Source organism: Ketobacter sp. GenoA1 (assembly GCF_003671475.1).
Classification (GTDB): domain Bacteria; phylum Pseudomonadota; class Gammaproteobacteria; order Pseudomonadales; family Ketobacteraceae; genus Ketobacter.
Genome location: NZ_RCHM01000023.1, coordinates 598,579 through 625,568, shown reverse-complemented (window position 1 = coordinate 625,568; position 26,990 = coordinate 598,579). Strand labels below are relative to the sequence as shown.

Annotated in this window: 25 protein-coding genes; 15 read left to right on the top strand and 10 right to left on the bottom strand. The window is 49.5% G+C overall.

The annotated features are described in order from the left end of the window. Positions 1-58 precede the first annotated feature (58 nt). The 7 genes from D9N13_RS11405 (at position 59) to D9N13_RS11375 (ending at position 9,670) form a co-directional block, all read left to right on the top strand. Positions 59-721: a TetR/AcrR family transcriptional regulator gene (locus tag D9N13_RS11405; RefSeq protein ID WP_290589661.1), complete on the top strand. Its 663-nt coding sequence runs from the start codon at positions 59-61 to the stop codon at positions 719-721. Between the two features lie 219 nt (positions 722-940). Then, positions 941-1,681 carry an SDR family NAD(P)-dependent oxidoreductase gene (locus D9N13_RS11400; protein ID WP_290589659.1) on the top strand — a complete coding sequence of 247 codons (741 nt, stop codon included), beginning with the start codon at positions 941-943 and terminating at the stop codon, positions 1,679-1,681. A 140-nt stretch (positions 1,682-1,821) separates the two neighbouring features. Next, positions 1,822-3,675: a flavin-containing monooxygenase gene (locus tag D9N13_RS11395; RefSeq protein ID WP_290589657.1), complete on the top strand. Its 1,854-nt coding sequence runs from the start codon at positions 1,822-1,824 to the stop codon at positions 3,673-3,675. A gap of 52 nt (positions 3,676-3,727) precedes the next feature. Further along, positions 3,728-5,125: an aromatic ring-hydroxylating oxygenase subunit alpha gene (locus D9N13_RS11390; RefSeq protein ID WP_290589654.1), complete on the top strand. Its 1,398-nt coding sequence runs from the start codon at positions 3,728-3,730 to the stop codon at positions 5,123-5,125. A 55-nt stretch (positions 5,126-5,180) separates the two neighbouring features. Beyond that, complete coding sequence (locus D9N13_RS11385; protein ID WP_290589651.1) at positions 5,181-6,617, top strand: aldehyde dehydrogenase family protein; 1,437 nt, start codon at positions 5,181-5,183, stop codon at positions 6,615-6,617. Positions 6,618-6,683: 66 nt separating this feature from the next. Beyond that, positions 6,684-8,603, top strand: coding sequence for a pyrroloquinoline quinone-dependent dehydrogenase (locus tag D9N13_RS11380; protein WP_290589647.1), 1,920 nt, complete (start codon positions 6,684-6,686; stop codon positions 8,601-8,603). An 80-nt stretch (positions 8,604-8,683) separates the two neighbouring features. Continuing rightward, positions 8,684-9,670 (top strand): MDR family oxidoreductase, encoded by a 987-nt coding sequence (locus D9N13_RS11375; protein ID WP_290589644.1) that lies wholly within the window; start codon positions 8,684-8,686, stop codon positions 9,668-9,670. Between the two features lie 54 nt (positions 9,671-9,724). Here D9N13_RS11375 and D9N13_RS11370 read toward each other — a convergent pair whose 3' ends face one another. The 8 genes from D9N13_RS11370 to D9N13_RS11335 form a co-directional block, all read right to left on the bottom strand. Then, positions 9,725-10,963: an AMP-binding protein gene (locus D9N13_RS11370; RefSeq protein ID WP_290589640.1), complete on the bottom strand. Its 1,239-nt coding sequence runs from the start codon at positions 10,961-10,963 to the stop codon at positions 9,725-9,727. Then, positions 10,960-11,265 (bottom strand): AMP-binding protein, encoded by a 306-nt coding sequence (locus tag D9N13_RS11365; protein WP_290589637.1) that lies wholly within the window; start codon positions 11,263-11,265, stop codon positions 10,960-10,962. The genes D9N13_RS11370 and D9N13_RS11365 overlap by 4 nt, the downstream gene beginning before the upstream one ends. 13 nt (positions 11,266-11,278) lie before the next feature. Then, positions 11,279-13,012, bottom strand: a complete 1,734-nt coding sequence (locus tag D9N13_RS11360; protein WP_290589634.1) for an OmpP1/FadL family transporter — start codon at positions 13,010-13,012, stop codon at positions 11,279-11,281. Positions 13,013-13,267: 255 nt separating this feature from the next. Further along, a complete protein-coding gene (locus D9N13_RS11355; RefSeq protein WP_290589631.1) occupies positions 13,268-13,849 on the bottom strand; it encodes a TetR/AcrR family transcriptional regulator in 582 nt (193 codons plus the stop codon). A 111-nt stretch (positions 13,850-13,960) separates the two neighbouring features. Further along, positions 13,961-14,281 (bottom strand): 2Fe-2S iron-sulfur cluster-binding protein, encoded by a 321-nt coding sequence (locus D9N13_RS11350; protein WP_290589628.1) that lies wholly within the window; start codon positions 14,279-14,281, stop codon positions 13,961-13,963. Between the two features lie 12 nt (positions 14,282-14,293). Further along, entirely contained in the window at positions 14,294-15,568 is a 1,275-nt protein-coding gene (locus D9N13_RS11345) for a cytochrome P450 (RefSeq protein WP_290589625.1), read from the bottom strand. Between the two features lie 209 nt (positions 15,569-15,777). Next, the gene (locus tag D9N13_RS11340) at positions 15,778-16,674 is read right to left on the bottom strand and encodes an alpha/beta fold hydrolase (protein ID WP_290589622.1); all 897 of its coding nucleotides are present in this window, start codon (positions 16,672-16,674) and stop codon (positions 15,778-15,780) included. Positions 16,675-16,701: 27 nt separating this feature from the next. Beyond that, the gene (locus D9N13_RS11335) at positions 16,702-18,471 is read right to left on the bottom strand and encodes an OmpP1/FadL family transporter (RefSeq protein ID WP_290589619.1); all 1,770 of its coding nucleotides are present in this window, start codon (positions 18,469-18,471) and stop codon (positions 16,702-16,704) included. A 570-nt stretch (positions 18,472-19,041) separates the two neighbouring features. On the opposite strand from D9N13_RS11335, the gene D9N13_RS11330 reads away from it, so the two are divergent. From D9N13_RS11330 to D9N13_RS11300, 7 genes are all read left to right on the top strand, one after another. Further along, a complete protein-coding gene (locus D9N13_RS11330) occupies positions 19,042-19,479 on the top strand; it encodes a hypothetical protein (RefSeq protein WP_290589616.1) in 438 nt (145 codons plus the stop codon). A 120-nt stretch (positions 19,480-19,599) separates the two neighbouring features. Then, positions 19,600-19,773, top strand: coding sequence for a hypothetical protein (locus tag D9N13_RS11325; protein ID WP_290589613.1), 174 nt, complete (start codon positions 19,600-19,602; stop codon positions 19,771-19,773). Continuing rightward, entirely contained in the window at positions 19,770-20,558 is a 789-nt protein-coding gene (locus D9N13_RS11320) for a hypothetical protein (RefSeq protein ID WP_290589610.1), read from the top strand. The genes D9N13_RS11325 and D9N13_RS11320 overlap by 4 nt, the downstream gene beginning before the upstream one ends. Further along, positions 20,558-21,151, top strand: coding sequence for a cytochrome c oxidase subunit 3 (locus D9N13_RS11315; protein WP_290589608.1), 594 nt, complete (start codon positions 20,558-20,560; stop codon positions 21,149-21,151). The genes D9N13_RS11320 and D9N13_RS11315 overlap by 1 nt, the downstream gene beginning before the upstream one ends. Positions 21,152-21,156: 5 nt before the next feature. Beyond that, the gene (locus D9N13_RS11310; protein WP_290589605.1) at positions 21,157-21,450 is read left to right on the top strand and encodes a cytochrome C oxidase subunit IV family protein; all 294 of its coding nucleotides are present in this window, start codon (positions 21,157-21,159) and stop codon (positions 21,448-21,450) included. Positions 21,451-21,479: 29 nt separating this feature from the next. Then, a complete protein-coding gene (locus D9N13_RS11305) occupies positions 21,480-22,244 on the top strand; it encodes an SDR family NAD(P)-dependent oxidoreductase (protein WP_290589602.1) in 765 nt (254 codons plus the stop codon). A gap of 105 nt (positions 22,245-22,349) precedes the next feature. Beyond that, entirely contained in the window at positions 22,350-22,760 is a 411-nt protein-coding gene (locus D9N13_RS11300; protein ID WP_290589599.1) for a nuclear transport factor 2 family protein, read from the top strand. Positions 22,761-22,832: 72 nt separating this feature from the next. Here D9N13_RS11300 and D9N13_RS11295 read toward each other — a convergent pair whose 3' ends face one another. After that, positions 22,833-23,666, bottom strand: a complete 834-nt coding sequence (locus tag D9N13_RS11295; RefSeq protein WP_290589596.1) for a TauD/TfdA dioxygenase family protein — start codon at positions 23,664-23,666, stop codon at positions 22,833-22,835. Between the two features lie 50 nt (positions 23,667-23,716). After that, positions 23,717-24,334 carry a carboxymuconolactone decarboxylase family protein gene (locus tag D9N13_RS11290; protein ID WP_290589593.1) on the bottom strand — a complete coding sequence of 206 codons (618 nt, stop codon included), beginning with the start codon at positions 24,332-24,334 and terminating at the stop codon, positions 23,717-23,719. A gap of 331 nt (positions 24,335-24,665) precedes the next feature. On the opposite strand from D9N13_RS11290, the gene D9N13_RS11285 reads away from it, so the two are divergent. Continuing rightward, positions 24,666-26,987 carry an efflux RND transporter permease subunit gene (locus D9N13_RS11285; RefSeq protein WP_290589590.1) on the top strand — a complete coding sequence of 774 codons (2,322 nt, stop codon included), beginning with the start codon at positions 24,666-24,668 and terminating at the stop codon, positions 26,985-26,987. The last annotated feature ends 3 nt before the right edge of the window (positions 26,988-26,990 follow it).

Genomic DNA, 26,990 nt, shown 5'->3' with positions numbered 1-26,990 from the left:
TGCTGATCTGCTATGGTATTTACCAACATGCACGAGCAATAACAGTATCCTTAAAAAAATGACAGTTAGCAGAATCACAGGTACAACAAAAGCAAAAAAACGCCGGCCTCCCGGCCGCCCCAAACCGGAAGATGTTGCTGATATTGAAGATAAGCTGCTGGCGGTTGCATTACGGGAGTTTCAGGAACAGGGTTATGGTGCGGCCTCTGTTACCAAGATTGTCAAAACTGCGGGTATGTCCAAAACCACGCTTTATTCACGTTACCCATCTAAAGAGCACTTGTTTCGGGCCATATTGAAACGCCAGATTGAGCGCTATTCACCTTGGGCATCCCTTGATGTGGAAAACAGCGACTTCAAACTTGAGCAGGGGTTAAGAGCTTACGCCAGCCGCACCCTTCAGCTCAGTCTCGAAAGCGAGGAGCTGGCGGTAAATCACCTCATCTACAGTGAAATCCATCGCTTCCCCGAGCTGGGTGTTGCCGCCGCTGAAAGAACGGATATTGGAATCAAACGCATCGCCGCTTTTATCCGCAATTGCGCCATTGCGGAAAACATTCCCTGCAGTGATGCCGACGCCATTGCGGAAGTGTTCATTCACATGATCCGCGGCTGGTACATTAATATCATGCTCTCCAAGCGCGAGGTGACGGAAGCCCAGCGTCAGCAATGGGTAGATAGAGTGGTTAGAACATTGATGCTCTCCCGCGCGGATTGGTAGCTGAATTGCTAGCTGGATTGGTAGCCATTGTTACCAATAGAAACACCCAGCATTCAAAGTGCCTACAACCAGCAATTAGACCTTAGTGGACTAGGATTGACCCAACCTCGATTTTCTTCAGCCTGACCCTACTCCGGCTTGACTTTTAATAATACCGCTCGGTATTATTAATCAACAGTGTTGTTATATAAAACCATTCAGCAAGCTTGGAGATAACCCATGTCATTAACTGGTAAGGTCGCCATCGTAACCGGTGGCGGCAGCGGAATAGGGCGAGCCATAAGCTTGCAACTGGCGCGCGACGGAGCCGCCGTCTCGGTATGGGATCTTAACGGTGACAGTGCGGAGCAAACAGTACAATTGATTGTCGCTGCCGGTGGCCGTGCCATAGCCTGTGTTGGTGACGCCTCATCGAAAAGTGACATCAAGCGCAGTGCACAGCTCACCCGTGAAGAGTTCGGAACCATCTCAATATTGGTCAATAATGCCGGTATATCTTCCTTCACACCGTTCATGGATATCTCAGAGCAGATGATCGACCGGATCATGTCGATCAACATAAAGGGTCCCATGTTGTGCTGCCAAGAGGTGATACCGGATATGTTGGAATCCGGTTGGGGCAGAATCATTAACATTTCATCCTCATCGGCCCAGACCGGCGCCCCGATGATGTGCCATTACTCTGCCTCGAAAGGTGGTGTCATCGCCTTCACCAAGTCCTTGGGTATAGAGCTGGCAGCAAAAGGCATCACAGTAAACAACATACCCCCGGGGTTTGTAGACACACCCATGTTGCGCAATTCTCCAGTGGACATGGATCGACAGATTGAGGCCTCACCGATGAAACGTGCCGGACGCCCGGAAGACATTGCCACAGCCTGTGCATTTCTTGCGTCTGAGCAAGCGGGTTATATCACCGGCCAAACCCTGGGTGTGAACGGTGGCAGAGTCATGCCCTGAAGTTACTCTACACAACCGGCGGCCCTTTGAACATTCAATATATAAAATAGCTTTCTACATTTACAACATCACTTATCCATGGCAATGTTTTAAACGTCAGCGACCAATGGATTAATAGCCAATAACAAAGAGAACGGAATATGAAGTGCAAAGCGACCAATGTGCCTTCGGCAAATCAAGTCGATATCCCGGCACTAAAGGAAAAATACCGGCAGGAACGTGAATTGCGCGTACGTCCCGAGGGTCAAAAACAGTATGTAAGGCCGGTGGATGACTTTTCAGAATCCTATGAAGTAGATCCTCATACTCCATTGCAGTCGCGAGCTTCTATCCACGAGGAAATCGACGCGTTGGTGCTTGGTGGTGGTTGGTCAGGGTTGTTGGCGGGCGTTAATTTGAAAAAAGCCGGTGTCACCGATTTTCGAAATATCGATCATGCCGGGGACTTTGGTGGCGTGTGGTATTGGAATCGCTATCCGGGCGTACAGTGCGACAACGATGCCTATTGTTATCTTCCCATGTTGGAAGAGATGGATTATATGCCATCCAAAAAGTACACCGATGGCTATGACATCTATGATTATATGCGCAGTATTGCAGACCGGTTTGGTCTGTATGAGAAGGCGCTGTTTCATACCATGGTCACCGGTATGAAATGGGATCAGTCCATTAAACGCTGGCGGGTCACCACAAATCGTGGAGACGAAATACTCGCTCGCTTTGTGGTGATGGCAAACGGCCTGCTTAACATTCCCAAACTGCCGGGCATAGCAGGTATCCATGAATTCAAAGGCAGGATGTTTCACACTGCGCGCTGGGACTATGAATTCACCGGTGGCAGCTATCGAAATCCGCAACTCGATAAGTTGGCAGACAAACGCGTAGCCATCATCGGCACAGGTGCCACTGCGATTCAGGCTGTGCCTTACCTGGGACGTTACGCCAAACAGCTTTATGTTCTGCAACGAACACCATCAACCGTTGATGAACGCAAGAATCTTCCCACTGATCCCGCCTGGGTTAAGTCACTGAAACCCGGGTGGCAGCAGGCTCGGAAAGCCAACTTCCAGAAGGCTGCCATTGATACGTTTACACCCGGCGACCCGGATTTGATTTGCGACATCTGGACAGAAGTAAATCGCAATCTGGTTGCTGAATTTGATGCCAGCGGCTGGCCAACCAGCCCTGAAACATTCATGGCACAAAGGGAGGTCATGGATTACCGCGTGATGGAACGCTTGCGTCAGCGCGTAGATAGCATTGTGAAAGACAAAAAGACAGCGGAGGGGTTAAAGCCCTGGTACCGTTTTCTGTGTAAACGACCCTGCTCAAACGACGATTACTATTCCACATTCAACCTACCCAATGTACAACTGATTGATGTTTCGAAGACCCAGGGCGTTGAACGAATGACTGAACACGGTTTCGTTGCTCACGGGCAGGAATATGAAATCGATTGCATGATCTTTGCCAGCGGATTTGAGGTAACCAGCGACCTGGACCGGCGCTGGGGTATTGCAACCATTCAAGGCCGGGATGGGGTTTCGATCTATGATCATTGGGCAGATGGTTATAAAACGTTACACGGAATGATGAGCCGGGGTTTCCCCAATCAGTTTTTTGTAGGCTTTTATCAAGGTGGGTTTAACGCCACCACAACGGAAACGTTCAGCCGCCAGGGTGAGCATATAGCTTACATAATAAAAACCGCACTGGACCGTGGCGCAACCTCCATCGAACCAGACGAGGCAGCACAAAATGCCTGGGTCGAACACGTACGTGACACCGCCATCGACATATCAGAGTTCCAACAAGAATGTACACCAAGTTACTTTAATAACGAAGGCGAAGCCCAGGTGGATAGCAAAGGGGAGAAAAAGTTTCGCTGGTATCTTGGCGAATCCTATGGCCCTGGCTGGGATGCTTTTCAGAAACTCATGCACGATTGGCGTGACAAAGGTGAATTGGAGGGCCTGGTCGTAACCAACGACTAGATACAGCGTAGTATGCAGCTCACACACTCAACGCTTACGGCCGGAGACAAACATGAATAAAAAAGCCGATTTCAATCCCGACAACCTGATAACAGTAGAAGATCTGTCTGAACCTCTGACCTATTCAGTGGAGGCATTTACCTCACCCCGGTACGCCGAGGAAGAGAGCGACAAGCTGTGGGCAAAGGTGTGGCAGCATGCCGGTCGTGTCGAGGAGATTCCCGAGGTAGGCAACTATATAACCTACGACATAATGGATGATTCCATTATCATCGTAAGATCCGCACTAGACACCATAAAAGCGTTTTATAACGTGTGCTCCCACCGTGGCAGGCAGTTAGTCGACACACCCCAAGGTGCTCACAGCGCCTGCGGCAGAAAGCAGAACTTCGTCTGTGGTTATCACGGCTGGACATACAACCTGGAAGGTACCTGTACCCGAATCCTTGATGAGAGCGATTGGAAGGGTGTGCTGAATGACTCATGCACGCGGCTCAATGAAATCAAGGTGGATACCTGGGGCGGGTGGATATGGATCAATATGGATCCCGAATGTGAGCCCCTGCGTGATTACCTGGAGCCGGCAGCAGGGCTGCTGGACCAGTTTGAATTTGATAAAATGCGCTTTCGCTGGCGCCAGTGGGTGGTATTCGACTGCAACTGGAAAACCGCTCTGGAAGCATTCATGGAGCCGTATCACGTTGAAGGCACCCATCCACAATTGTGTGAATACGGTGATTTCTACGCCTGGAGTAAGGCTCAGGGTTTACACGGTAATGATGGTTTCGATTCCAAAGATCCCAACGATACCTCTGCAGCCACCACCACTGTCACACGCGCAGGGAAGGGGCCCGATGCCCGCAAGATGATTGCGCAAATGCAGGAAGAGTTTTGGGACACAATAGGCGCAAGCACTACCCCAACCCTGGTGAACGCAGCCAAGCGCTTGGTTGATGAGCTGCCTGAGGGAACACCAGCCCATGAAGTGCATGAACACTGGTATGAGTCTGCAAAACGGGATGACGCTGAGCGGGGTGTCATCTGGCCGTCACCCGATCCTGAGCAGCTGGCCAAAGCAGGTCTGGCCTGGCACATATTCCCGAACATGTCATTTATCCCCGGGCTTACCTTTGCGTTAGGTTATCGCACGCGCCCTTACGGCAATGATCCCAATAAATGTATCTATGAGTCATTCGCATTGGAGCGCTTCCCCGAAGGTCAGGAACCTGAGACGGAATGGGTATATGCCGAGCCTACGGAGGAAAACTGGAAAAAGGTTCTGGCTCAGGATTTTTCCAATATGGCAGCGGTACAAAAAGGAATGCGAAACAGGGGCTTCCGTGGCACGCTGCCCAATCCCCATCAGGAGCAAAAAATCACTAACTTCCATCGCAATCTGGCGCGCTATATGGGGCGGGGATCACCACAGCTGATCGGCAAGTCTAAATGATTCCGGCAATTTTTTCACCGGGTGTGCCGCACTATAAAAATAAAGGATCCTTATTATGCGCGAGAGTTTAAAGTTCTATATTGATGGCCAATGGGTTAGCCCTGCTGTGATGAAGCAACTTGATGTGGAAAATCCAGCTACTGAGCAAGTATGCGGAAAAATTGCATTAGGTAGTGCGGCAGATGTCGATATTGCAGTGCAAGCAGCGCGGCGAGCGTTCACCACCTGGTCGGACACCAATGCCTCTGATCGCATCGAAATCCTGCAAAACATTCTCGCTGAATATCAAACCCGTACCACTGACCTTGCCTCCGCATTAACTGAAGAAATGGGCGCACCGAGTGCCCTTGCCAACGGATTCCAAGTTGGTTTGGGTGCAGGCCACCTGTCTACTGCCATTGAAGTCCTGCAATCCTTTCGGTTTGAGGAACAACGTGGTACAACCATGATTGTGAAAGAACCGATCGGAGTCTGTGCGCTTATCACACCCTGGAACTGGCCACTGAATCAAATCGCCGTCAAAGTATTTCCTGCGCTGGCCACCGGTTGCACCATGATCCTGAAGCCTTCAGAAATTGCGCCATTCAGTGGCCATATTTTCACTGAAATCATGCACGCAGCGGGCGTGCCTGCCGGTGTATTCAACATGATCCAGGGAGATGGTGCCGGAGTGGGAACCGCACTCTCCAGCCATCCTGACATCGATATGATCACTTTTACCGGCTCCACCAGGGCGGGTATTGAAATAGCACGCTGCGCAGCTCCCACCGTCAAACGTGTGACACAGGAACTGGGAGGCAAAAGCCCCTATATCATCCTGGACGATGATGCCTACCACAAGAATGTAGCGGGGGCGGTTGCGAGTATGATGGGTAATTCCGGTCAAACGTGCAGCGCGGGTTCACGCATCCTGGTGCCTGCCAGTAGAATGGACGAGGCAGCGCAAATCGCCCGCCAAACCGCAGAGCAAGTCACCGTTGGTGATCCCAACACCGATGTGGCCATGGGGCCGGTTTCATCAAGAGTACAGTTCAATAAGATCCAGGGATTAATCCGGGCAGGTATCGAAGAAGGCGCCACTCTGGTTTGTGGGGGCTTGGAGCGCCCTGAAGGTCTGCCAACCGGTTACTACGTAAAACCCACGGTGTTCGCCCATGTCACCAACAGCATGACCATCGCCAAAGAGGAGATCTTTGGCCCTGTGGCGTGCATCATTGCTTACCGGGACCTGGATGAAGCGGTTGCCATTGCCAATGATACGGAGTACGGCCTGGCCGGTTACGTGGCAGGTACGGACCTGGAGCAAGCCAGGAAAATCGCACGAAAGATTCGAGCGGGATGGGTTTCCATCAATGATGGCTTTGATTTCAATTGTCCTTTCGGAGGCTACAAAAAAAGCGGTAATGGAAGGGAATGGGGTGAATTCGGATTCCACGACTTTCTCGAGATAAAGGGAATTTTAGGGTACGCACCGGAAGCTGCACCTTCTTGAATAACTGCGACACCGAATGTCTGCAACACTGAAAAATAGCCTTACATCAATCCGGATACCTGAATTATGAATATGCTTTATCGATCCTGTATGCTGCTGGGATTGGTTTTATCTCAGCACGCCTTCGCCAGTGGGTCTGTTGTTGATCAACACCAGTCGGGTACCAAATACTCGCCTCTTACACAAATCACCCGCGGCAATATCACTGACCTGGACGTGGCCTGGGAATATCACACAGGGGATGGTGCGAATCCAAAGCCAAATTCCTTAACCTCGTTTCAGGATCAACCCAGTATGATTGAGGGTAATTTGGTGGTGTGCACAACCAACCGTCGAATTATCGCTTTAAACCCCAAAACCGGTGAAGAACGTTGGGTTTATGACCCACAGGATCCGGAGACCGGAATGAAAAAATGTCGCGGTGTCGCCAATTGGATTGATCACCAAGCCGAAGATGGTTCATTGTGCCGATCCAGGATTATTTTCGGTACGGCAGACTATCGTTTGATCGCGATCGATGCCAAAAGTGGTAAGCCCTGCCCACAATTCGGCACAAAGGGGCAGGTCAGGATGCCCATCAGCAAAGAGGAAATCTTTGTTGGCGAGGTGGTGGCGAACTCCCGGCCCGCTATCGTTAATGATGTGGTGGTGGTGGGCTCCTCCGTTGCCGATAATCAACGTATCGAATCACCCAGTGGCCGCGTATTGGCCTTTGATTCCCGCACCGGCAAACAGCTGTGGGAGTTTGATCCATTACCCCGGGATCCCGCTGATCCGGCAGCAAAAAGCTGGGAAAAAGGCAGCGCTGTAGGGTTTGGTGCCGGCAACGTTTGGGCCAGCATGTCAGTGGACCAGGAGCTGGATATGGTATACCTGCCCACCTCCAGCCCAACCGGAGATTTTTACGGAGCAGGGCGCGCCGGTGACAATCACTATTCTTCATCCATCGTGGCACTGAAAGGAAAAACCGGCGAGGTGGCATGGCACTTCCAGTTTGTTCACCATAACGTGTTTGACTATGACACGCCGTCACAACCACTTCTGATCGACTTTCCTCACGAAGGCAGAATGATTCCTGCATTGGTGCAGAACAATAAAACCGGATTGATATTTGCTTTTAACCGTGAGACCGGTGAACCCTTGATTCCCGTTGAAGAGCGACCGGTTTCACAGACCGGGAAAGTAAAGGGTGAATCGCTGTCACCAACCCAACCGTTTCCGGTGGGTATTCCGGCATTGAGTCCTTTGAGCTTTTCACCTGATGACGTCTGGGGCTTCTCGCCGTTGGATGAGTGGCTTTGTCGCAGGAAAGTGGAAAGATTGAACTATGGCGGGATATTTACTCCTGCCAGTGAACAGGGAACTATCTTTTTTCCTTCCGTGGGTGGCGGCCCCAACTGGGGTGGTGGAAGTTATGATCCGGAATCCAAGCTGATGGTGGTTCCATCCAATCGGGTACCCACTATTGTAACACTGGTGCCGCGGGAAAAAGCGGTGTTCAAAGAGGGCCAGGCCATAGAAGCAACCTCTGAGATGATTTTTCCGGTGGCCGGTTCAGCTTACGTACCCAAGGTACAGGGTTTGCTTTCCATCTTTGGTGCGCCCTGTTCCAAACCCCCTTGGGCAGTTCTGACGGCCGTTAACATGGCGACCCGTGAGATCGCCTGGGAAGTGCCCCTTGGCAGTGTCGACAAAATGTCTCCGCTGCCGGTACCCTGGGATCTGGGCATGCCCGGTGCCGGCGGTGCCTTGATTACCGCCGGGGGGCTTGTGTTCATCGGTTATTCACTGGATGACACCCTGAAGGCTTTTGATCTTAACAATGGTGAATTGCTGTGGGAGGGTGAGTTACCCGCTGCCGGGACATCCGTTCCGGTGAGCTATGAAATTGATAATGAACAATATGTGGTAATCCCGGCGGGCGGGCACAGCATGTATAACTCTACCATGGGCGATTCTGTTATGGCGTTTAAGCTCAGGCGGTAAAATTGTTGACTAGTAAAAACAAGCAAGCAGACTAAACCCAATTACCTCAAAACCCACGTTTTATAGTAGCGAGAGATAATATGTTTTCCGGAATCCAGATAAACAAAACCGATGCAGGCCAAACAGTTGATGTTGTTCAGATTGATGAGGCCCAATTGCCCGAAGGTAATGTTACCGTTGAAGTAGAGTGTTCCACACTGAACTATAAGGATGGACTGGCCATCACCGGCAGCTCCCCTGTGGTGCGAAAATTCCCCATGGTTCCCGGTATCGATCTGGCAGGGGTAGTGAGCGCAAGCAACCATGCAGATTGGAAAGAAGGTGACCGTGTTGTGTTAAACGGCTGGGGAGTCGGTGAAACCCATTGGGGAGGGCTGGCACAAAAAGCCCGCCTTAATGGTGATTGGCTGATCGCATTACCCAAGGCATTCACTAGCCGCCAGGCAATGGCGATTGGTACCGCCGGTTATACTGCAGCACTGTGCGTAGACGCCTTGGTGAATTATGGGATTACCCCTGACCAGGGTGAAATTCTGGTGACGGGTGCAACCGGTGGCGTGGGTAGCGTTGCGGTTATGCTTTTGTCCAAAGCCGGATATACCGTCGTGGCTGCCACTGGCAAAGCAGCCGAGGAAGACTATCTGAAAGGCTTGGGTGCGTCAGACATCATCGACCGCGCTTCGTTATCAGAAAAAGGCAAGCCTCTACAAAAGGAAAGATGGGCGGGTGTGGTTGACGCGGTAGGCAGCCACACTTTGGTGAACGCCTGCGCCCAAACCCGTTATTGCGGCGCTGTTGCGGCCTGTGGCCTGGCCCAAGGCCCCGATTTTCCATGCACTGTGATGCCTTTCATATTACGCGGCGTAGCGTTGTTGGGTATAGACAGCGTCATGGCACCGAAATCGCGCCGTGATGCCGCTTGGCAACGCTTGGCCCGCGATCTGGATCAAGCGGTACTGGAAAGTGTCATTGCGAAAGAGATTGGGCTGGCGGACGCCATTCCAGCGGCAGCGGAATTACTGGAAGGTAAAATCCGTGGTCGAGTGGTAGTGGACGTCAACAAGTAATTCATCCAACCAACCATCGGGGCAGGGCGACTTCAGTGCCTGCCCCCATTGACATTACTGGTACAGACTGCGCAACGCCTTTTTATCGGGTTTACCTACCGCTGTGAGGGGAATCACATCAACGAATTCCACACTCTTGGGTGCCTGAAATGAACCCTTGAGTGATGACACCCGTTCAATCAGATCACTGCCCTCAACCGCATGACCTTGCTTTAACACCACCAGCGCTTTGACAGCCTCGCCCCATTTTTCATCTGGAACCCCGATGACTGCCACTTGTGATACCGCAGGATGCTCCGCCAAAATATTCTCTACTTCCCTTGGATAAACGTTAAAGCCACCGGTGACGATCATGTCCTTGATTCGATCAATAATACGTAAGTATCCGTCACTATCCTGTACCGCCACATCTCCACTGTGCAACCAGTCTCCGGCCGTTGCTTCCGCGGTCAATTCTGGATTATCCCGATATCCATTCATTACCAGTGGACCACGCACACAAATTTCACCCGGCTCACCAAGGGGGACAGGTTGGCAATCTGCATCCAGTAATGCCACATGCAACCAGGGCACCGGTCGGCCACAACTGGCAAGACGCTGTGTATTATCTATATCGTGCTCATGTTTTCGCAACACCGTCACCGCCATGGGAGCTTCCGCCTGACCATAAAATTGCATGAACACCGGACCGATGCGTTCAATAGCTTCTCTCAAGCGGGAAGGTGATATAGCAGATGCGCCGTAGAATACCGTCTCCAAACTGGACAAATCAAATTCATCGAAGCGCGGATGATCCAGTAGCGAATAGATCATTGTCGGCACCATCAGCACGCAATTGATTCTATAATCCTGAATGGTCTGCATAACTTCCAGTGGATTAAATGCCGGCAACACCAGCATGGTACCACCGCGCAACAGCGTGGGTAGGAACATGGCAGCACCGGCATGACTTAACGGCGTGCAGGATAAAAACCGCAGGGAGCTAGGCCATTCCCATTCCGCCATCATGATGGTGACGGTTGCCATCCCAGTCCGCTGCACACTGGCCAACGCCTTTGGCTTTCCCGTCGTTCCACCTGAGTAGCCCAGGCGGAGAATATCATTTTCGCTAACCCTGGGCGCAACCAGTTCAGCAGGGACAAAACGACTCGCCACCTTTATTAGATCCTGTGCAATCGGGCTGGAGCCGAATGCCAATAGCTGCAAGCCTGGAATCTGATCCAGCAACGCCTGCGCCCGCTCACCATAATATTTCGCATCAAAAATCAGCACATCAATGTTTGCATCACTCACCACATAAAGATGATCACTGACCCCAGCAATGGGTGCAGGGGCACGTACGCCGCTGCCGTGACTTGTATTGCATTTGCAACCACCAGCACTTCCGGACGATTGGAGGAGAGCAAGCCAATGCGGGAACCTTTGCCAAGGCCTAAAGCGGCAAGTGCCTGTACATACTGACTGGTGGAATCCCGCATGTCACCGACGGTAAGGCGCTCGCCGCCAGGAACCTCCAACAGAGGTCGCCTCGCATCCTGATTAAGTGCGTTCACCAATAAATCGGGTGCATATAAAGGTCTATGCAGCTCGTTCATTCAGGCTCCCATTTTAAAAATGACGGCTGTATGTCAACTCAAACAGCCAGAATTCGACCTTGGATTTTATGTCCTGTCCCTGATACGGGCCAAACACTATTTCGGCAGGATCGCAGCCGTTACCCAAGAGGGCGGAGCAAGGTGGATAGTGAGTTTCGGAAATCATATAACCTATTGCAACGTCGATGTTGTTTTCATCCTCCAATCCATAGCCAAAGCCCACTGAAAAAAGGTCGCCATCATTGATTGGGATGAATGCATTGGGTTTATCTTTCGGCACCGCCGATGGTCTGTTCTCATAACCTGCGCGCAACGCCAAACGATCACTGAACTGATATTCAGTGCCCATTCCCCAGTAGGTTACATCCTGCAGACCCAGTTGATACTGTACAGAATCAGAGCCTATTCCGTTTCGCCCTCCGGTACCTATATCATCACCGATAGCACCCAACTCAAGCAAGGGAATGTCCTTATCGAATTGAAATTCAAGACTGCTGAAAGTAGACCACTCTGTCCATCGCACATCAAGGTTGTATTTCCACTTGGGTGTAATTTGCAAACTGATTCCGGCGTTCCAGTGCTGAGGAATTTCGTAAGAAACCTCCATTTTACCACTGCCCTGATTAGCGGTTTCTTCCGCGGTGGGAAGATCATAGCCGTAGGCACCGGCAGCCGCAACAACCCCAGGCCAGACACTGCCATTCATAAAATCCAACAGAACTTTTTTAAAATCCGGGCGAATTGGAAAATCATAGTCACCTTCCATATCCGCCTTGATACTGGAGTTATAGGATAGCCCCAGTGTTACCCAGGGCTGAGGACTCCAGAGCAGCCCCATGTTAAAACCCAATGTCAGTGGTTGATCCACCTCAAATCTGAGATCCGTATACACTTCATAGGGTTTGACAATACCGCACAATTCCAAATCGGGCGATTTGGCTGTTCCATCTTCATTACAAAACGTATCTCGAATAAAGGGAGATCCGTAGAAAAATATGCCTAAATGAGGCTCGCGAGCGGGCAAATCAATCCCCATTCCCGAGTAATTGAAATTTACCGATAAACCAATCTGCAGTGAATCCGATACCTCGTATGCAATGGAAGGTGAAAAATAGGTGAGCAGGGTAAAGGCACCCCTCTGCTGAAAGAATCGGCCCGGATCATCGTCGTCACGGTGCACACCATTCATCATCGGCGCATATACACTGGTCGCAAAGGTAAATGGGCTGCCGGGTGGTGAATAGGATGCCCCACCCATGACCCCGCCGGCGAAGGGTAAGTCCACCATTCCCCCAGGCAGCATTACGGTGGGCCCTTCCACTTCACTTTTGGAGTTAAGCGCCTCATCGTAAAAATAGGCTTTGCCTTCGGCGGTAAGATTCCCGTTCTCGTCTTGCCACGGCCCACTATATTCTTCAATCAGGCCCATTTGATAAGTGCCATAATCCCCTAGCTCATAGGTGGTTGAGAAAATGCCGACCACGGCTTTGAGGTGCATTTGCCTGCCCTTTAAACGAGTTAAGCCGGCGGGATTAAAATGTATGGAATCTATATTTGGGGGATCTGCCGTTACAGCATGACCAAGAGAAAGGGCCTTGGCACTGCCAATAGTCAAACTATCGGTAAAGGAGGCCAATACAGTTTGAGGTCCACACAGCGAAAGTAATCCGTAACAGCAAACGCACAATATGCCTTTTCGCAAGAGCGCGCTAATCACCCTTACGCTGACGATTGGTTTGTAACTCATATTTTGATGACTTTATCGTTGTTATTCTGGCTAAATTATTTTTGTGATAAACCGTTATCTTGGCCGAGATTATTCATCTAATCTATCTCATAATCCCATTGGATAAAATGCACCAGCACGCTATCAAAATTGTCTGCAAGAACATAAGCAATCGGGATGACCCAATTTTACAATCACCAGTTGACACTTGATTGGGTGAGGGAGGAGGGGTGAGGGAGGAGGGGTGAGGGGGAGACCAGGAAACAATACAAGGGTTTACCAATCGCTAACGACGGGTGAAACGACCGTTTTATCGAATATAATTGCCAGTTCCTCAACTGCGATAGGATTCTTTTGCTTTAACCACCACGCCAGAAGTTCAATGGTACCGCTGGTCACCAGTATTACACCCAACTCCGGTGGCAACCGCTTATTGTTTCCGTTCCATGAAGCAGCCACCTGCAAAGAAAGACGAATAAATTCCTCCCGCAACACATTAGACGCGCCACCGGTGAGCAGCGTTGACCACAATGCGCGGTGTTCAGCAACATAGCCGCACATCGCCAGAGCCGCATTTCTGGTATCGATTGTACCCAAAACAGGCAAAGCCAATTCAATAAGGTGTTTTATTTCGGTGGCAGCAATTTCATTAAGCAACGCTTCCTTGCTGGTATGATGACGGAAAAAAGTGGTATAGCCAACGGAAGCGGCGGATGCAATTTCCCGAACGGTGATTTGTTCCAGTGGCTTTTTATCCAGTAATTTCAGAAAGGCTTTTCGAATCGCTGCTCTGGTTTGATGAACACGAGCGTCCTTTGCTGTTGAGTAATCGGCGCGATAGATTTTACCTTGCGTCATGTGAAGCAGACACCCTTTATTTATACACTATATACAAGTTTATTGATCCCATATGGATATGCACATGGGTTTCCCCATGCGCATTATGGCAGGTGTCACCCTAATCATCCATCAATCTTCCGGCGCTATCTCCAATGCCAGACCATTCAAGGGTTCTGAGACCCTGATCTGGCACGACAAGCGGGACACCTCCGGCCTTCTATGCAGCGAACCATCAAGCAACATATCCTCATCCTCGCTGACAGGAGGTAGCAGGCCAATGAACTCAGGGGCAACGTAAATATGACACGTTGCACAGGAACAGCAGCCGCCGCATATGGCATCCATGCCATCTATTGCATTGTCTCGGATCACTTCCATCAACGTCTGATTCAATTCCGCGTCTATTACATATTTCTCGCCATCGCGGGAAGTTACAGTTATCTGAGGCATCGTTATTAACTCTTAACTAACGGGTGTGAATTCAATGTGTAGGTTTTTCAGTGCGCGCAGTGTATAGATCGGCTCGTAAGTGAAACGCTGTTTTCCGGGTTGCCCATGGTGCTCTTCAGAGAGTTTTATATCCTTCATCCGGTCCAGGATACGATTCAGGCTGGCAGTCACTTCCGCTTTTGCCAAAGGCATGCCGGCACAGGTATGCACGCCCCGACCAAAACCCAGGTGCTTGCGCGCATTGGGCCGATTTAGAATCACCTGATCCGGTGCTTCGAACTCCCGTGGATCACGATTACAGGCACCGTACAACAACGCTATATGAGTACCTGCCTTAATCTCGACACCACCAATGGTGGTGGTCTTCACTGCTAAACGATGAGCACACTTTACCGGCCCATCATAGCGCACAACCTCATCAATAAACGCTGGGATCAATGATCGATCATTTCGAACCTGTTCCTGTAGTTCAGGGATTTCACATAATGTACGCAGACACGCACCCAGCAGGCGAGCGGTCGTATCCTGGCCCGCACCGAACAGAAAAGCGGATATCCACACCAAATCACCTACTTCGGGTGTTGAACCATCAGGGAATTTGGCCTGAGCAAACTGGCTCAGTATATCACCCTTGGAATTTTCTCTACGCTCAGCAAGGTATTCCCCAAAGTATTCAAACAAGAAGCTCATTCCGAGAACCTGTGAATCCTCATAGCTGACATCCTCTCCCACCGCTCCGGGTGGTGGCCCCAGCTTCTCGCAAAACGTTATGCGATCGTTCTCGGGAATACCCAATAGATCAGCAATTACCAGTGTTGCAAAAGGCGTCGCGTAGTCCGTAATCAGATCACAGTGGCCCTGATCCACGAAATTACCGATCAAAGTATCTGTGAGATTCCACATGTACTCTTCATTTGCCTTCAATCGTGTTGGAGTAAACAGGTTCATCATCAACGACCGATGATCTGCGTGTTCTTTTCCATCTTTCGCAACCACCAAACCAGTGGCAAGCATTTCGTCACGATGGGCATCCAGTTGCTCTTGGATATCGTCTCCTTCAGGCTCAAATGGTAACTCAGGAATCGGGCCGGTGGCGGAGTTTGCCGAAGAAAAAGTCTTGGGATCATTAACGATCTCCAGCGCTTCGGCATAACCGGTAACGGCAAGAACATTGCGCTGTGGAAGGCGGGCAATTGGGCCTTGGCTGCGTAGATATTCAAAATAAGGGTAGGGGTTCTCTACCAGTTCTTTGTCCGTGTAAAAATCCACAGTGTCAAAGTGTGTCATGGGTCCCTCTCATTTAATTGTATTAGATAGTTAGGGCTCGCAAGCGGCTTCGTGGTGGCCTGAATCAAGCAAATATTTATGAAACGCTATGGTTCATATTAATTGGATGAAGTAGAAAGTCAATAGCCTTTCTATGAAATTAAGTTCCAGTAAAAATCATGCGGGTTGATATTGGTTTGATAAGGATTGCCCGGCGGAAGAAAGATGACTTACTGATTTAGTGCCGGGTCAGGTTCCAACAAAGAGCGAATTTCTGCAACCAGTTGCAGAGGGCAATCGAGCATCACATGATGGCCTGCGTTTGCTATAAAGCGCAGTTCACCCGCCTGTGGAAAATGCTGAAAGACTCGCGTTGGTTTATCATCAACATTAAGAAAGCTTTTCTCGCCAAAAATCATATCGACGGGAATGCTGACAGACTTCAGGAGTGCTTCAGTTTCGATTTCACCACTATTAACGCAGTTTGGATCGGTGCGCCAGTGCCATCCCCCATTGCTGAAAGCGCAGGAGTGGTAGGCAATAAAATGTTCCAAGGCTTTGATACTATTGATTTGTGGCGGCACCAGGCGAAAACGCTCCATACATTCTTTCAGGCTGGCGTTCATTCTGTGCTGCCCCTTGGGTTTTAGCCTTCTAATCAACGGCTCCGGCGTCAACCTGATATTGGTATCCACCACCAGGATACGATGAAACAATTCCGGATTGGTCGCCACAGCTCTCAGGCTCTGTGCCCCACCATAGCTATGGCCAATGATGGTAACCGGAGCAAGCCGGTAGTGCTGGATGATACCGGTAATAGCCCTGGACGAGCTGTCTTCCCGATATTCAGAAGGTGGTTCGCTGCGGCCCATGCCGGGAAGATCAATCGCCACTACCCGAAACGTCTTGCTGAAGAAAGGCGCAAGGTAAGCCCACCAGTAGGCATGAGCACCAAAGCCATGCACAAACATAATGGTCGGTAAATCAAGAGCTTGCCAATTCCAAGCCAGAAAATGCACCTTTGCACCTGCAACCTGGGTACAGATCGTTTCAGGAGTCTGGCAAATATTCTCCTTAAACCACTGCGGCGCACCCTTAACAGATTGATAATTTTGGGATATTTTCATGAGCCGCAGCCAGACAGACCCTTTACATCAGAAGTGTTGTTGGTAACTCAGCTCGAATAGAATGAATTCCACCTTGGTAGTGATGTCCTGCCCCATGTAGACAGGATACACTACGTTCGCGGGATCACAGGAGTTACCCAGATTGGCCGAACACGCCGGAAAATGTGTTTCCGATTTAAAATACCCGATGGCCAGGTCAATATGGCGTTCTTCTGAAAAATCGTAACCAAGTCCCACAGAGATCAAGTCACCATCGTTCATCGGAATAAAGGCATTAGGCGCATCATCCGGTACCGCGGAAGGTCGCTTTTCATAGCCGGCACGCAACGCCAGCCGATCAGTGTACTGGTACTCCGTTCCCATTCCCCAATAGGTAACATCCTGTAAGCTCAGTTGATACTTAACTGAGTTTGGAGTGATGCCATTTTTCCCGCCGGTACCCACCTCATCAGCCAACCCTCCCCACATGAGCAAAGGCACATCAACACCAAAATCCAGATTGATCGTGCTGAATGCAGACCACTCCGTCCACCTTACGTCCACGTTATATTTCCACTTGGGTGTAATCTGAATACTGAGTCCGGCATTCCACCGTTGCGGCACTTCATAGGATACCGTCATCGGCCCTTCGGCATCTTCCCTGAAATCATCGGCCGTGGGCAGCTGGACACCCAGATAACCCAAGGTTCCCACAATTTCATCCCAGCCAGGGCTGCTCTGAAAATTTATCAGAAACGTCTTGAATGGATCGAGTACCGGCCAATAAAACTCACCGTCCATTTCCACGTCAAGGGCAGAGTTATAGGATAAACCCAGTGAAAGCCAGGGCTGTGGGCGCCACAACAGTCCCAGGTTATAACCCAACACTATATTTTGATCCACTTCAAAATTGAGTTCGGCATATTGGGTATAAGGTGGCACCTCGGTACACAGATCTACCTTAAGGCCGAACCCGTTATTAGGGTCGTCCGCTTCCAGCACCTCACCGTTTTCATCACAGAAGTTTTTTTGGATCCAGGGGTCACCCAGAAAAAATATTGCTTCATGAGGCTCTCTAATAGGTAACTGCATGCCCATACCGGCGTAGTTAAAATTAACCGAAGCACCAACAGAAAGTTCATCAGAAAATTCGTAGGCAACTGTAGGAGAGAAGTAGGTTATCACCGTAAACGCTACCCGTTGCTGGGCAAATCGTCCTGGATCATCGTCGGAGCGATGAAATCCATTCATCAGCGGCGCATAGACATTGGTGCCAAAGGTAAAACGGCTTCCCGGTGGGCTATATGAAGCGCCACCGGATACACCGGCCCCGATGGGCAAATCCACCATACCACCAGGTAACATGATCGTTGGCCCACCTTCTGACTTACTTTTGGAATTCAAAGCCTCATCGTAGACATATTCCTCGTAAGGTCTTTTGTTGTGAGTAAGGTTGCCATCAGCATCCCGATAATCTTCGTAGCGTGCCCCATAATAATCGATAACGTCCTGCGTATAATCTCCGTATTCCCCTAACTCCATCTCTGTTGAAAACACCCCGACAATACCTTTCAGAAAGAATTGACGTCCTTTCAACCGCGTCAGGCCAGCGGGATTAAAATGGATGGAATCGATATCAGGGGGATCTGCTGTTACGGCATGACCCAGTGATAAAGCTTTGGCATTACCAATAGTAATACTGTCGGTAAATGATGCTTCAGAAATTGCTGGGGAGAACAATAACGGCAACCAAAGAAAACGAAATATTACTGGCTTTGATTTCCCCGGATCGCGCACTTGGGATCGAGATAAATTCATGTTTTGATACTTTGTAATTGTTTTTATTTATACAACTAAGCGGTTAAGTTTGGGAACACCGTTTTCGTCGTGACTATACATTCAATCTATCCGAAGGTAGGGGGGCGTGCAACATATTAATGCTGTAATTATTGGCTTCAGAGGCAATAATTTTCGATGTTTTTCCCACAACATTCGATATGTTGAAACGCCCCTAAAAACCTTCAGTATGTTGAATGAATGCATGAGCTTTTCTATATCTTGAATGCATGCATAGCTGTCTTCAGCTCGACAATCTTTGCGCCCCGGACCCGAACCATTAACTTCAAATGGTCCCTTAGGATTATTGTAAGCCCATCATCAATCGTTTATCGTTATGGACCGGTTACGTTATCAATCAAGGCTCGGGACGTTCACTACCAACAACAAAGCGCCGACTACCTGCCTTACTCAGCAAGGTTAAGATCAACAAGGTTAAGGCCCGAGTAAAGTTAGAACAATCCGATTGACGACTGTTGAAATGCAATCTGGCGTATCCTGAAATAATAATTAGCATCAGGGTTCAGCCGATTTACATGAGGCTGCCAAGCCATGAATAAAATAGATCAGAAAATTTGCCTATGGCTTGTTCCGTTTGGCTGCACATTGTTTGCTTTTGCATTCTGGAACTTTCAGGGATTCTTTCCTCCTTTATCACCCACCATGTCCGCTGAAGCAGTTGCCGATTTCTATCGGAATAATCTGAGCGAAATCCGGACCAGCATGATTCTATGCAACCTGCTTGGCATGTCGCTGATCCCTTTCTTTATTTTAATCGTTGTTCAGATGATGAGGATGAAGAATGCAAGCCGGGTGTTCGCATACTCTTACCTGGTCGCAGTAGTTAATGGCGGGACCCTTTTTGCCCTGGCAGATCTTGCCTGGTTAAACGCAGCATTCAGGCCTGAGCGGGATCCGCAACTGACGATGCTCTTGAACGATCTGGCCTGGCTTGCATTTGTAACACCGGTTGGATTTATCATAGTGTAGAATTTCTGCCTCGCCATGGCGGTGTACTTGGATAGGGGTGATAAGCCCATATTCCCCAGATGGGTCGGGCATTTTAACATTCTAACTGCGTTGTTAATGGCGCCCAGCGCGTTTGCCATCATGTTTAAAACTGGGCCGCTGGCATGGGATGGTGCCATCAGCTTCTGGCTGCACTTTTCAACCTACGGAATCTACATCCTGGTAATGTTTTTTGTTGTACGCGCTTCCGTACTGGAGCAATACCAGCAAGAAGCCAACCATAGCACCAGTGGCTGGGGAGGGCAGGCGGCATGACCAGTGCAGCCGCAATGCCGGCATCCGACAGCCAATCCAGTCAGTTCCGATATAGAGATAACCCCAAAGTTGATCAATGGATCTGCTTCTGGTCGATCCCAGTATTCTATCTACTGTTCGGTATTGTATTTGTTCTGTTTGGTAGAATCATGCCGCCGCCAACACCCACCATGAGCACCACAGATATCGTGGCATTCATGACAGCACCCGGTTTGCCGTTTGCGGTAACACTGCTGGCACTCACGTTAGGGCTGTATGCACTGAATTCAGGGCTAATGCTCTATCAGATGAAACGAATGGAGGGTGTCAGCCCGGTTCTACGCTATGCCTACATCGCTGTATTGGGGGTGGGTGGCGTACCGGGTTGCCTGTTTCCCGGTTACATGTTTGCCTTAGGGGCATTCAGACCAGAGTATGAACCCCACATACTGGTGATGCTGTATGATCTGGGTTTTCTCTGTTTCGTGGGTTCTCTAGGTTGCTTTATCATTCAGTATGTTGTTTTTTCTATCGCTGTTTTTCTCGACAGAAAAGGAATCTTCCCAAAATGGCTCGGATATTTCAGCATCTGGACGTTGGTCACTGAAATCGTAGCCGCGCCGGTGTTTATTACTCAAAGCGGGCCATTTGCCTGGGATGGCTTACTGGCCTTTTACCAGGGCACAATCATTTGGGTTGGCTGGCAAACCTGTGTCACCGTCTATTTGTACAAAGCCATCAAGTCACAGCCGTTGGCTGAGCTGGATCTGCCTGCCGCCGAATCCCGACTGGATAGCCGAAACTGATGAATACTGACCAATTGACGTTTAATGATGCGATAACGAATGATAAACCTCGCCTACAGGGGCAATCAGCGATGCTGTTCTTTGTTATCGGTGACCTCTGGATTTTCAGTTGCTATTTTGCCTGCTACATATACGATCGTGGTCAAAACATCGAAACCTATCTGGCGGCCCAACAAACACTAAGTCAGGGTATTGGCGTAATAAACACCATACTATTACTGACCAGCTCACTTTTTGTAGCCTTGAGTGTTCACGCTGCCAGGACGGGATCAACGCCAAAGGCAAATCGGCTTCTGATTCTGGGCGGCGCTTGCGGCATTGGCTTTCTATTGATAAAAGCAGTCGAGTGGTACATTAAAATCAGTTCAGGCTTACCCATTGGTACCGGGGAGTTTTTTCTCTATTACTTTATGTTTACAGGCTTACACTTTCTCCACGTCACATTAGGCCTCATCATTCTGTCGCTGGTGTATCACAACGTTAATACCAGCACCAACCCCGATATAACGCTGTTTGAATCCGGAGCTACTTATTGGCATATGGTGGATTTGCTCTGGATCTTGATTTTTGCACTACTTTACCTTTTGGCATAGATGGAATGAACACAGCAAGTAAAACAATTACATACATATGGGCGTTTCTTATCGCCGTAACCATAATGACTTGGTGGCTGGGCAACAGCAGAGGTGAATTCAGCTACAACTTCAGTAACCCCATACCGGACTACGCTCTGTCAGCGGGAATTATGCTGATCGCAGCAATAAAGGTGCGCTTGATAATATGGCACTTTATGGAGGTGAAGGAAGGCCCAATCTGGCTGCGCTGGAGTTTTGATGTTTGGTTATGTATGTTAACCACAATTATTCTCGGGCTCTATTACTACAGCTTGTAGTTCACAGAAAAACAATGGGAGAAACCGCAATGGAAGTGGCTATAATCAGTGGCGCCGGCAGTGGCATTGGCTTCACAACCGCTAAGCAATTGTACGATATGGGAATGTGTATTGTTGGTATAGGGCGCGATCCGGTCAAGCTAGCCAATCTGGAAGCAGAAATAAACGATCCGGAACGTGTTGCAACGCTGGCGATCGACCTGACAAGTGACGAAGCCCCGGGCACCATCGTCAACACCACACTTGAGCGTTTTGGTGGGATAAACTACTTGATCAATAATGCCGGAATAGGCAGCCCCAAGCCGTTACACGAAACCGATGATGAAACACTGGATCAGTTCCTCAATATTATGCTGCGCGCACCGTTCCGGTTGGCCCGTGATGTAATTCCTCATATGAAGCCGGGCTCCGCGATCATTAACGTAACGTCAACCTTTGCTGTGATAGGGGGCCGAAGAGGAGGGGCCTATTCCGCCGCGAAAGGTGGTTTAACCTCACTGACACTACACATGGCATGCGAATACGGTCCGCAGGGAATTCGCTCCAATTGTGTCGCTCCCGGAGTCACCATGACCGATATGGTTCGTGAACGCTTCAATGACAAAGCATTCCGGCGTATGCAGGTAGACATGACGCCATTCCCAAGGCTTGGTGAAACCACCGATGTGGCAAGTACCATCGCTTTTCTTTGTTCACCAGGCGGTTCTTATATTAACGGTCAAACAATTGTCGTGGATGGAGGTTGGTCAACGACCAAGTATCTCTCCCCCGACGCAATTAATGCCGGTGACTGAACTATGCCAAGCGTAATCAGCAGAACCCATGCATTTCTGGTATGTACAGCCTTCATGGGTTGTGCGTTCCTCACACACACTGAACTCCGTGCAGAAGGAAACACCATGAGCCTATCGGAAAAACAACAGCGCAATCTGCAAATACTGCAAACCATGGCAGCCAACGGTATCAAAGGTAACTGGGATGTCGTTCGACCTTACGTGTCTGACAATCTGGAAATGATCATGCCTGAAGGCCTACCTTACGGTAAGACATACTATGGCTGGGATGGCTATCGGGAAGGTTTGGCGGCATTGGGTTTCTGGACTGATTTAGCGTTCGCTCCAGGAGAAATGATTCCCACTGATGACAAAGTTATTTACCTTTCACACCTCAGCGGCAAGATTGCCAGTAATGGAAAATCGGTTTCCCAGCCTTACGTGGCAGTCTGGGAAATCAATAATGAGAAGGTGGTGAGAATTACTGCATTCTATTTTGATACGAAAGAAATATCGGACTTGGCAGGTAACCTGTAATTACTGCCCTGCTTTCAGGTGCACCCAGCAGAAGATTTCTACTGGTGCTCCTGAAAGCAGGTGATTCAGTCATCAAGCAAACGGTTCTTCGCCTTGTAACTTGGTTCTCAACATCATACGTCCTGAGGCAGGATCATAAGGTGTGGCTCGGTGCATTGTACCGGTGTTATCCCAGATAACAGTATCGCCAACCGACCATTTGTGACTATAGGAGAATTGGGGCTGGGTAGCCCATTCTCGCAACCGAATCAATAGTTCCGCACTCTCACGGGATCCCATTCCCTCTACATGGTGAGCAGTACAGCCTATAACCAAAGATTTTCGACCGGATCGATGCTTCCATACCAGAGGTAAAACCCGTTCACCAATTGCCATCATTTCCCGGGCTTTTGCCAGGCTGGGCTCCGGATCATAGTAAAATAGTGAATTCCAGGCTGAGTGTTCAACCCGCAGCTCCTCAAGCATTTGTTTGTCTTCATCCGGTAACTGCTCCCACGCTGCATAGGTGTTGCAAAACTCTGTATTACCCCCTGTTGGTGACAACACTTTTGCCGATAGAATCGAAGCAAGAATGGGCACTTCATTCATGGTGCCGTCAAGGTGCCAGTACATGGAACCTTTCAGGTAATCCGCTTGAGCATTCGCCTTGGTATCGAGGGTTACTTTGTAAAGTAGCTCTCCCGCGCGCTCAGGCGCCAGTTCACCGAGGGTCTTGGTAAACAGAACTTGCTCTTCATCACTGAAATGAATCTCGGGAAACACCAGTACCCCCCGCTCCTCGAGCAACTGCCTTAGATCACTGGCATGCTCGCCACCCAGCAAATCGTCCTTGCTTAGATGCACGTGACTTCCGATGAAGGGGTTAATGTCTGTAGATTTAAGCTTTTCTTGAATAACCGCTGACATAGTCGTAATCCTTATTTTACTCATATTTAATGTGACCTATGAACGGAATATCAGCCGTACATACGTTCTTTTGTTTCCGGCCCCATAGGCTCCAGACAGGACTCGAAAGGTACTGCAAAGGTCTTGAAAGCCATTGCCAGCACTTCATAACAACCCACTGTGAATACCAGGTCCATTCGCTGTTTCTGATCGTAGTGTTTACAAAGTGCAGACCAAGTTTCCGGTTGAACACAGGCATCATTTACAAGGTCATCGACCGCCTGCAATAGTGCTGCATCAGTTGCGTTCCAGTTCACCGCTCCCGGACCGTCTTGTATGCTCTCTATTTCCTCTTCAGACAGTCCGGCCCGTAGCCCCAATACCACATGTTGTTGAAATTCGTACTCAGACCGACGCAACCAACTCACACGCAAAATCAGCAACTCGGCCTCCCGTTTGGAAAGGCTGTTTTCTGTTGCTATATGATTGTTGAATGTTAGAAACGATTTCGCCAGAAGGGGATGATTCAATATGACACCTAACCCGTGCACACCCCGAGCGTCGCCACTTTGCCAATGATTCAACACAAATTCCCGGCTCGCCGGAAAAGCAAGGGTTGCATCGTGGACTGCAGAATCCCAGTCCGGCGGTAGTAGGGGCTTAATTCGAGGTGCGGATTCATCAGACATCTGATCGCTCAATTATGTATGGGCCGGAAGCTGTTTAACGGTCCTGGATTATTATTAGTACTGCACAGTACTATAAGAATACATTTGACTGTGGTACATTTCAATAAGCACAAATATTTAGTCGTTCAACCTATTGAATTGGTTGAACGAAAGCATTACCCAACATTAACTGAACGAACACAAACGCATGATTTGGATAGAAATTACAGTGACGGACCCAACACAAAACAGGGCGCCGGTCATGCAAAGAAACATTACTACCAACAATAAGAAATGATATGACAACAACCAATGTATTCACCTTCTTTGCTGCTAGGAAGGTCGCCAAACCATGACCACACTGATAGCAAACCTGATTCGCTGGCGCTGGCCCTTGGCACTTTTTTCACTGTGCCTGCTTGGGTTCGCACTACTTGGCCTTCAGCACTTTTCATTTGATGGGTCACCGCGGGAATTCTTTGCCGATGATGACCCATCATATGAACGTTTTCAGGCCTTGGAAGACACCTATGGCAGTGACTATAGGATCTTCTTCATGCTTTCAGCTCGGGAAGGTTCAATGCTGGACCCAGAGAACTTGCAGGCTCTGTCCGAAATGACCGAGCAAGCATGGACATTGCCCTTTGTCAGGCGGGTTGATTCACTGAGCAATTTCCAGTTTACACACAGCACAGAGGATGAACTGTTCGTCGAAGACATGTTTGGTGAGCAGGTTCTGGTTGATCCGAAAGCGTTAAAAAGTCGGCAGAACAAGGCAATAACCGACCCCGACATTGTTAATCGACTGGTTTCTCCTGACGGCAAACATGTGTCGCTGGTGATGTCGCTCAATCTAACCCAGGAGCAATCCCAAACACCGGAAGCTGCGGAACTGGTGGAACAGGCATATGCGTTGGCTGAAAGCATTAAAGATCAATACCCCAACATCGAAACCGCAGCCACCGGTGGTCTGCTAAGTACGTATCACAATATGCAGGTGGCACAATCAGATATGAAACTCATGATCCCTGTCATGTTTGGGTTGATGTTTCTACTTCTGGGAGTGTTGCTGCGCAGTATTTCAACCATCCTGGTTGCGTTTACTATCGCCATATTTTCCGCGATGGGGGCTGTCGGTTTCGCGTCCTGGTTTGGGATAACATTTTCGGTTCTGTCAATCAATGCCATCATCATCAGCATCATCGTTGCCATGGCCCACTGCATCCACATCTTCACGCAGTTCTTTAGGGAGCTTCAGACTCAGCCCACCGCACCGGCGCTCGAAGCAAGTTTACGCAGTAATGTATTTGCTGTCAGTGTTACCAGTTTAACAACGGTTATCGGTTTTCTTAGCCTCAACACCAATGATTTACCACCAGCTGTTGCCCTGGGAAATGCCGCCGCCATCGGGACTGCGCTGGCCTGGCTTTTTTCATTTACCATCTTGCCGGCACTGGTGATGATTCTCCCATTCAAACCCCACCAAACCAGCGAGCCCTTGATTGACCGATGTATCGGCAAACTTACGGACCTGCTGATTGCCCGCACCAATCTGGCTTTAGCGGCCATGATCGCCCTCACCATCATCATGGTTGTCCTGAGCCTTCGCAATGAATTTAATGATAATTTGACCGAATCCCTGCATCGCCCCCATATCTTCCGTGATGATACCGACAAGATAGACCGGAATTTTGGTGCTGTTTATATTTACAGTTTTAATATGGACTCAGGTGGCGCCAATGATATTGTCGATCCCGCATATTTGAGAAAACTCGATGAGTTCGCGGCCTTTTTACGTCAACAACCCGAAGTCACCAGCGTACGCACGTTTTCAGATACCATAAAAAGACTCAATAAAAGCATGCATGGTGATGACCCGGCCTATTACCGTATACCGGATGACAGGGAGCTTATAGCCCAATACCTGTTACTGTACGAACTGTCTTTGCCATTTGGTTTAGACCTGGGTGAGCAGTTGACATCCGATCGCCGCTACTCACTGCTGGTTGCCAATATGCCGTCATTAGACACCAAAACCGATATCGGCCTTGATGAACGGATCTGGGCGTGGCAGCAGGAAAATCTGCCTGCTCATATGCAGGAGCGAAACGTCGCGATCTCAACCATTTGGTCCCATCTGACAATCCACAGCCTAACCAACTCATTGGAGGGCTCTGCTATAGCATTGGTGCTGATCTCCGTCATCCTGTTACTGATGCTGCGTTCCGTTCGCTACGGGATTATCAGTTTGATTCCCAACATATTGCCAGCGGTATTCGGATTTGGCGCCTGGTATCTGTATTCCGGTAATGTTGGCTTGGGGCTAACCTGCGTTGTCATCATCACCATCGGTATTGTGGTTGACGACACGGTGCATCTACTCGCCAAATATCAAAAGGCATTACAACTCAAACATGGCAGGGTAGAAGACGCCATTCGGATGACCCTTCATCAGGTCGGGCCTGCATTGTTCATGACTACGTTGGTACTGGCCAGCGGTTTTTCAGTGCTGGGCTTGTCACAGATTGTTATCAACAGCGCATTGGGACAGGTGACTACCGTAATACTATTGGCCGCCTTCATTCTGGATGTGGTGTTGCTACCGGCAGTGCTATTAATATGGGATAGAAATCGCGATCAGGAATATGAGCTGCATAATGCTGCTACCACCTAGGGC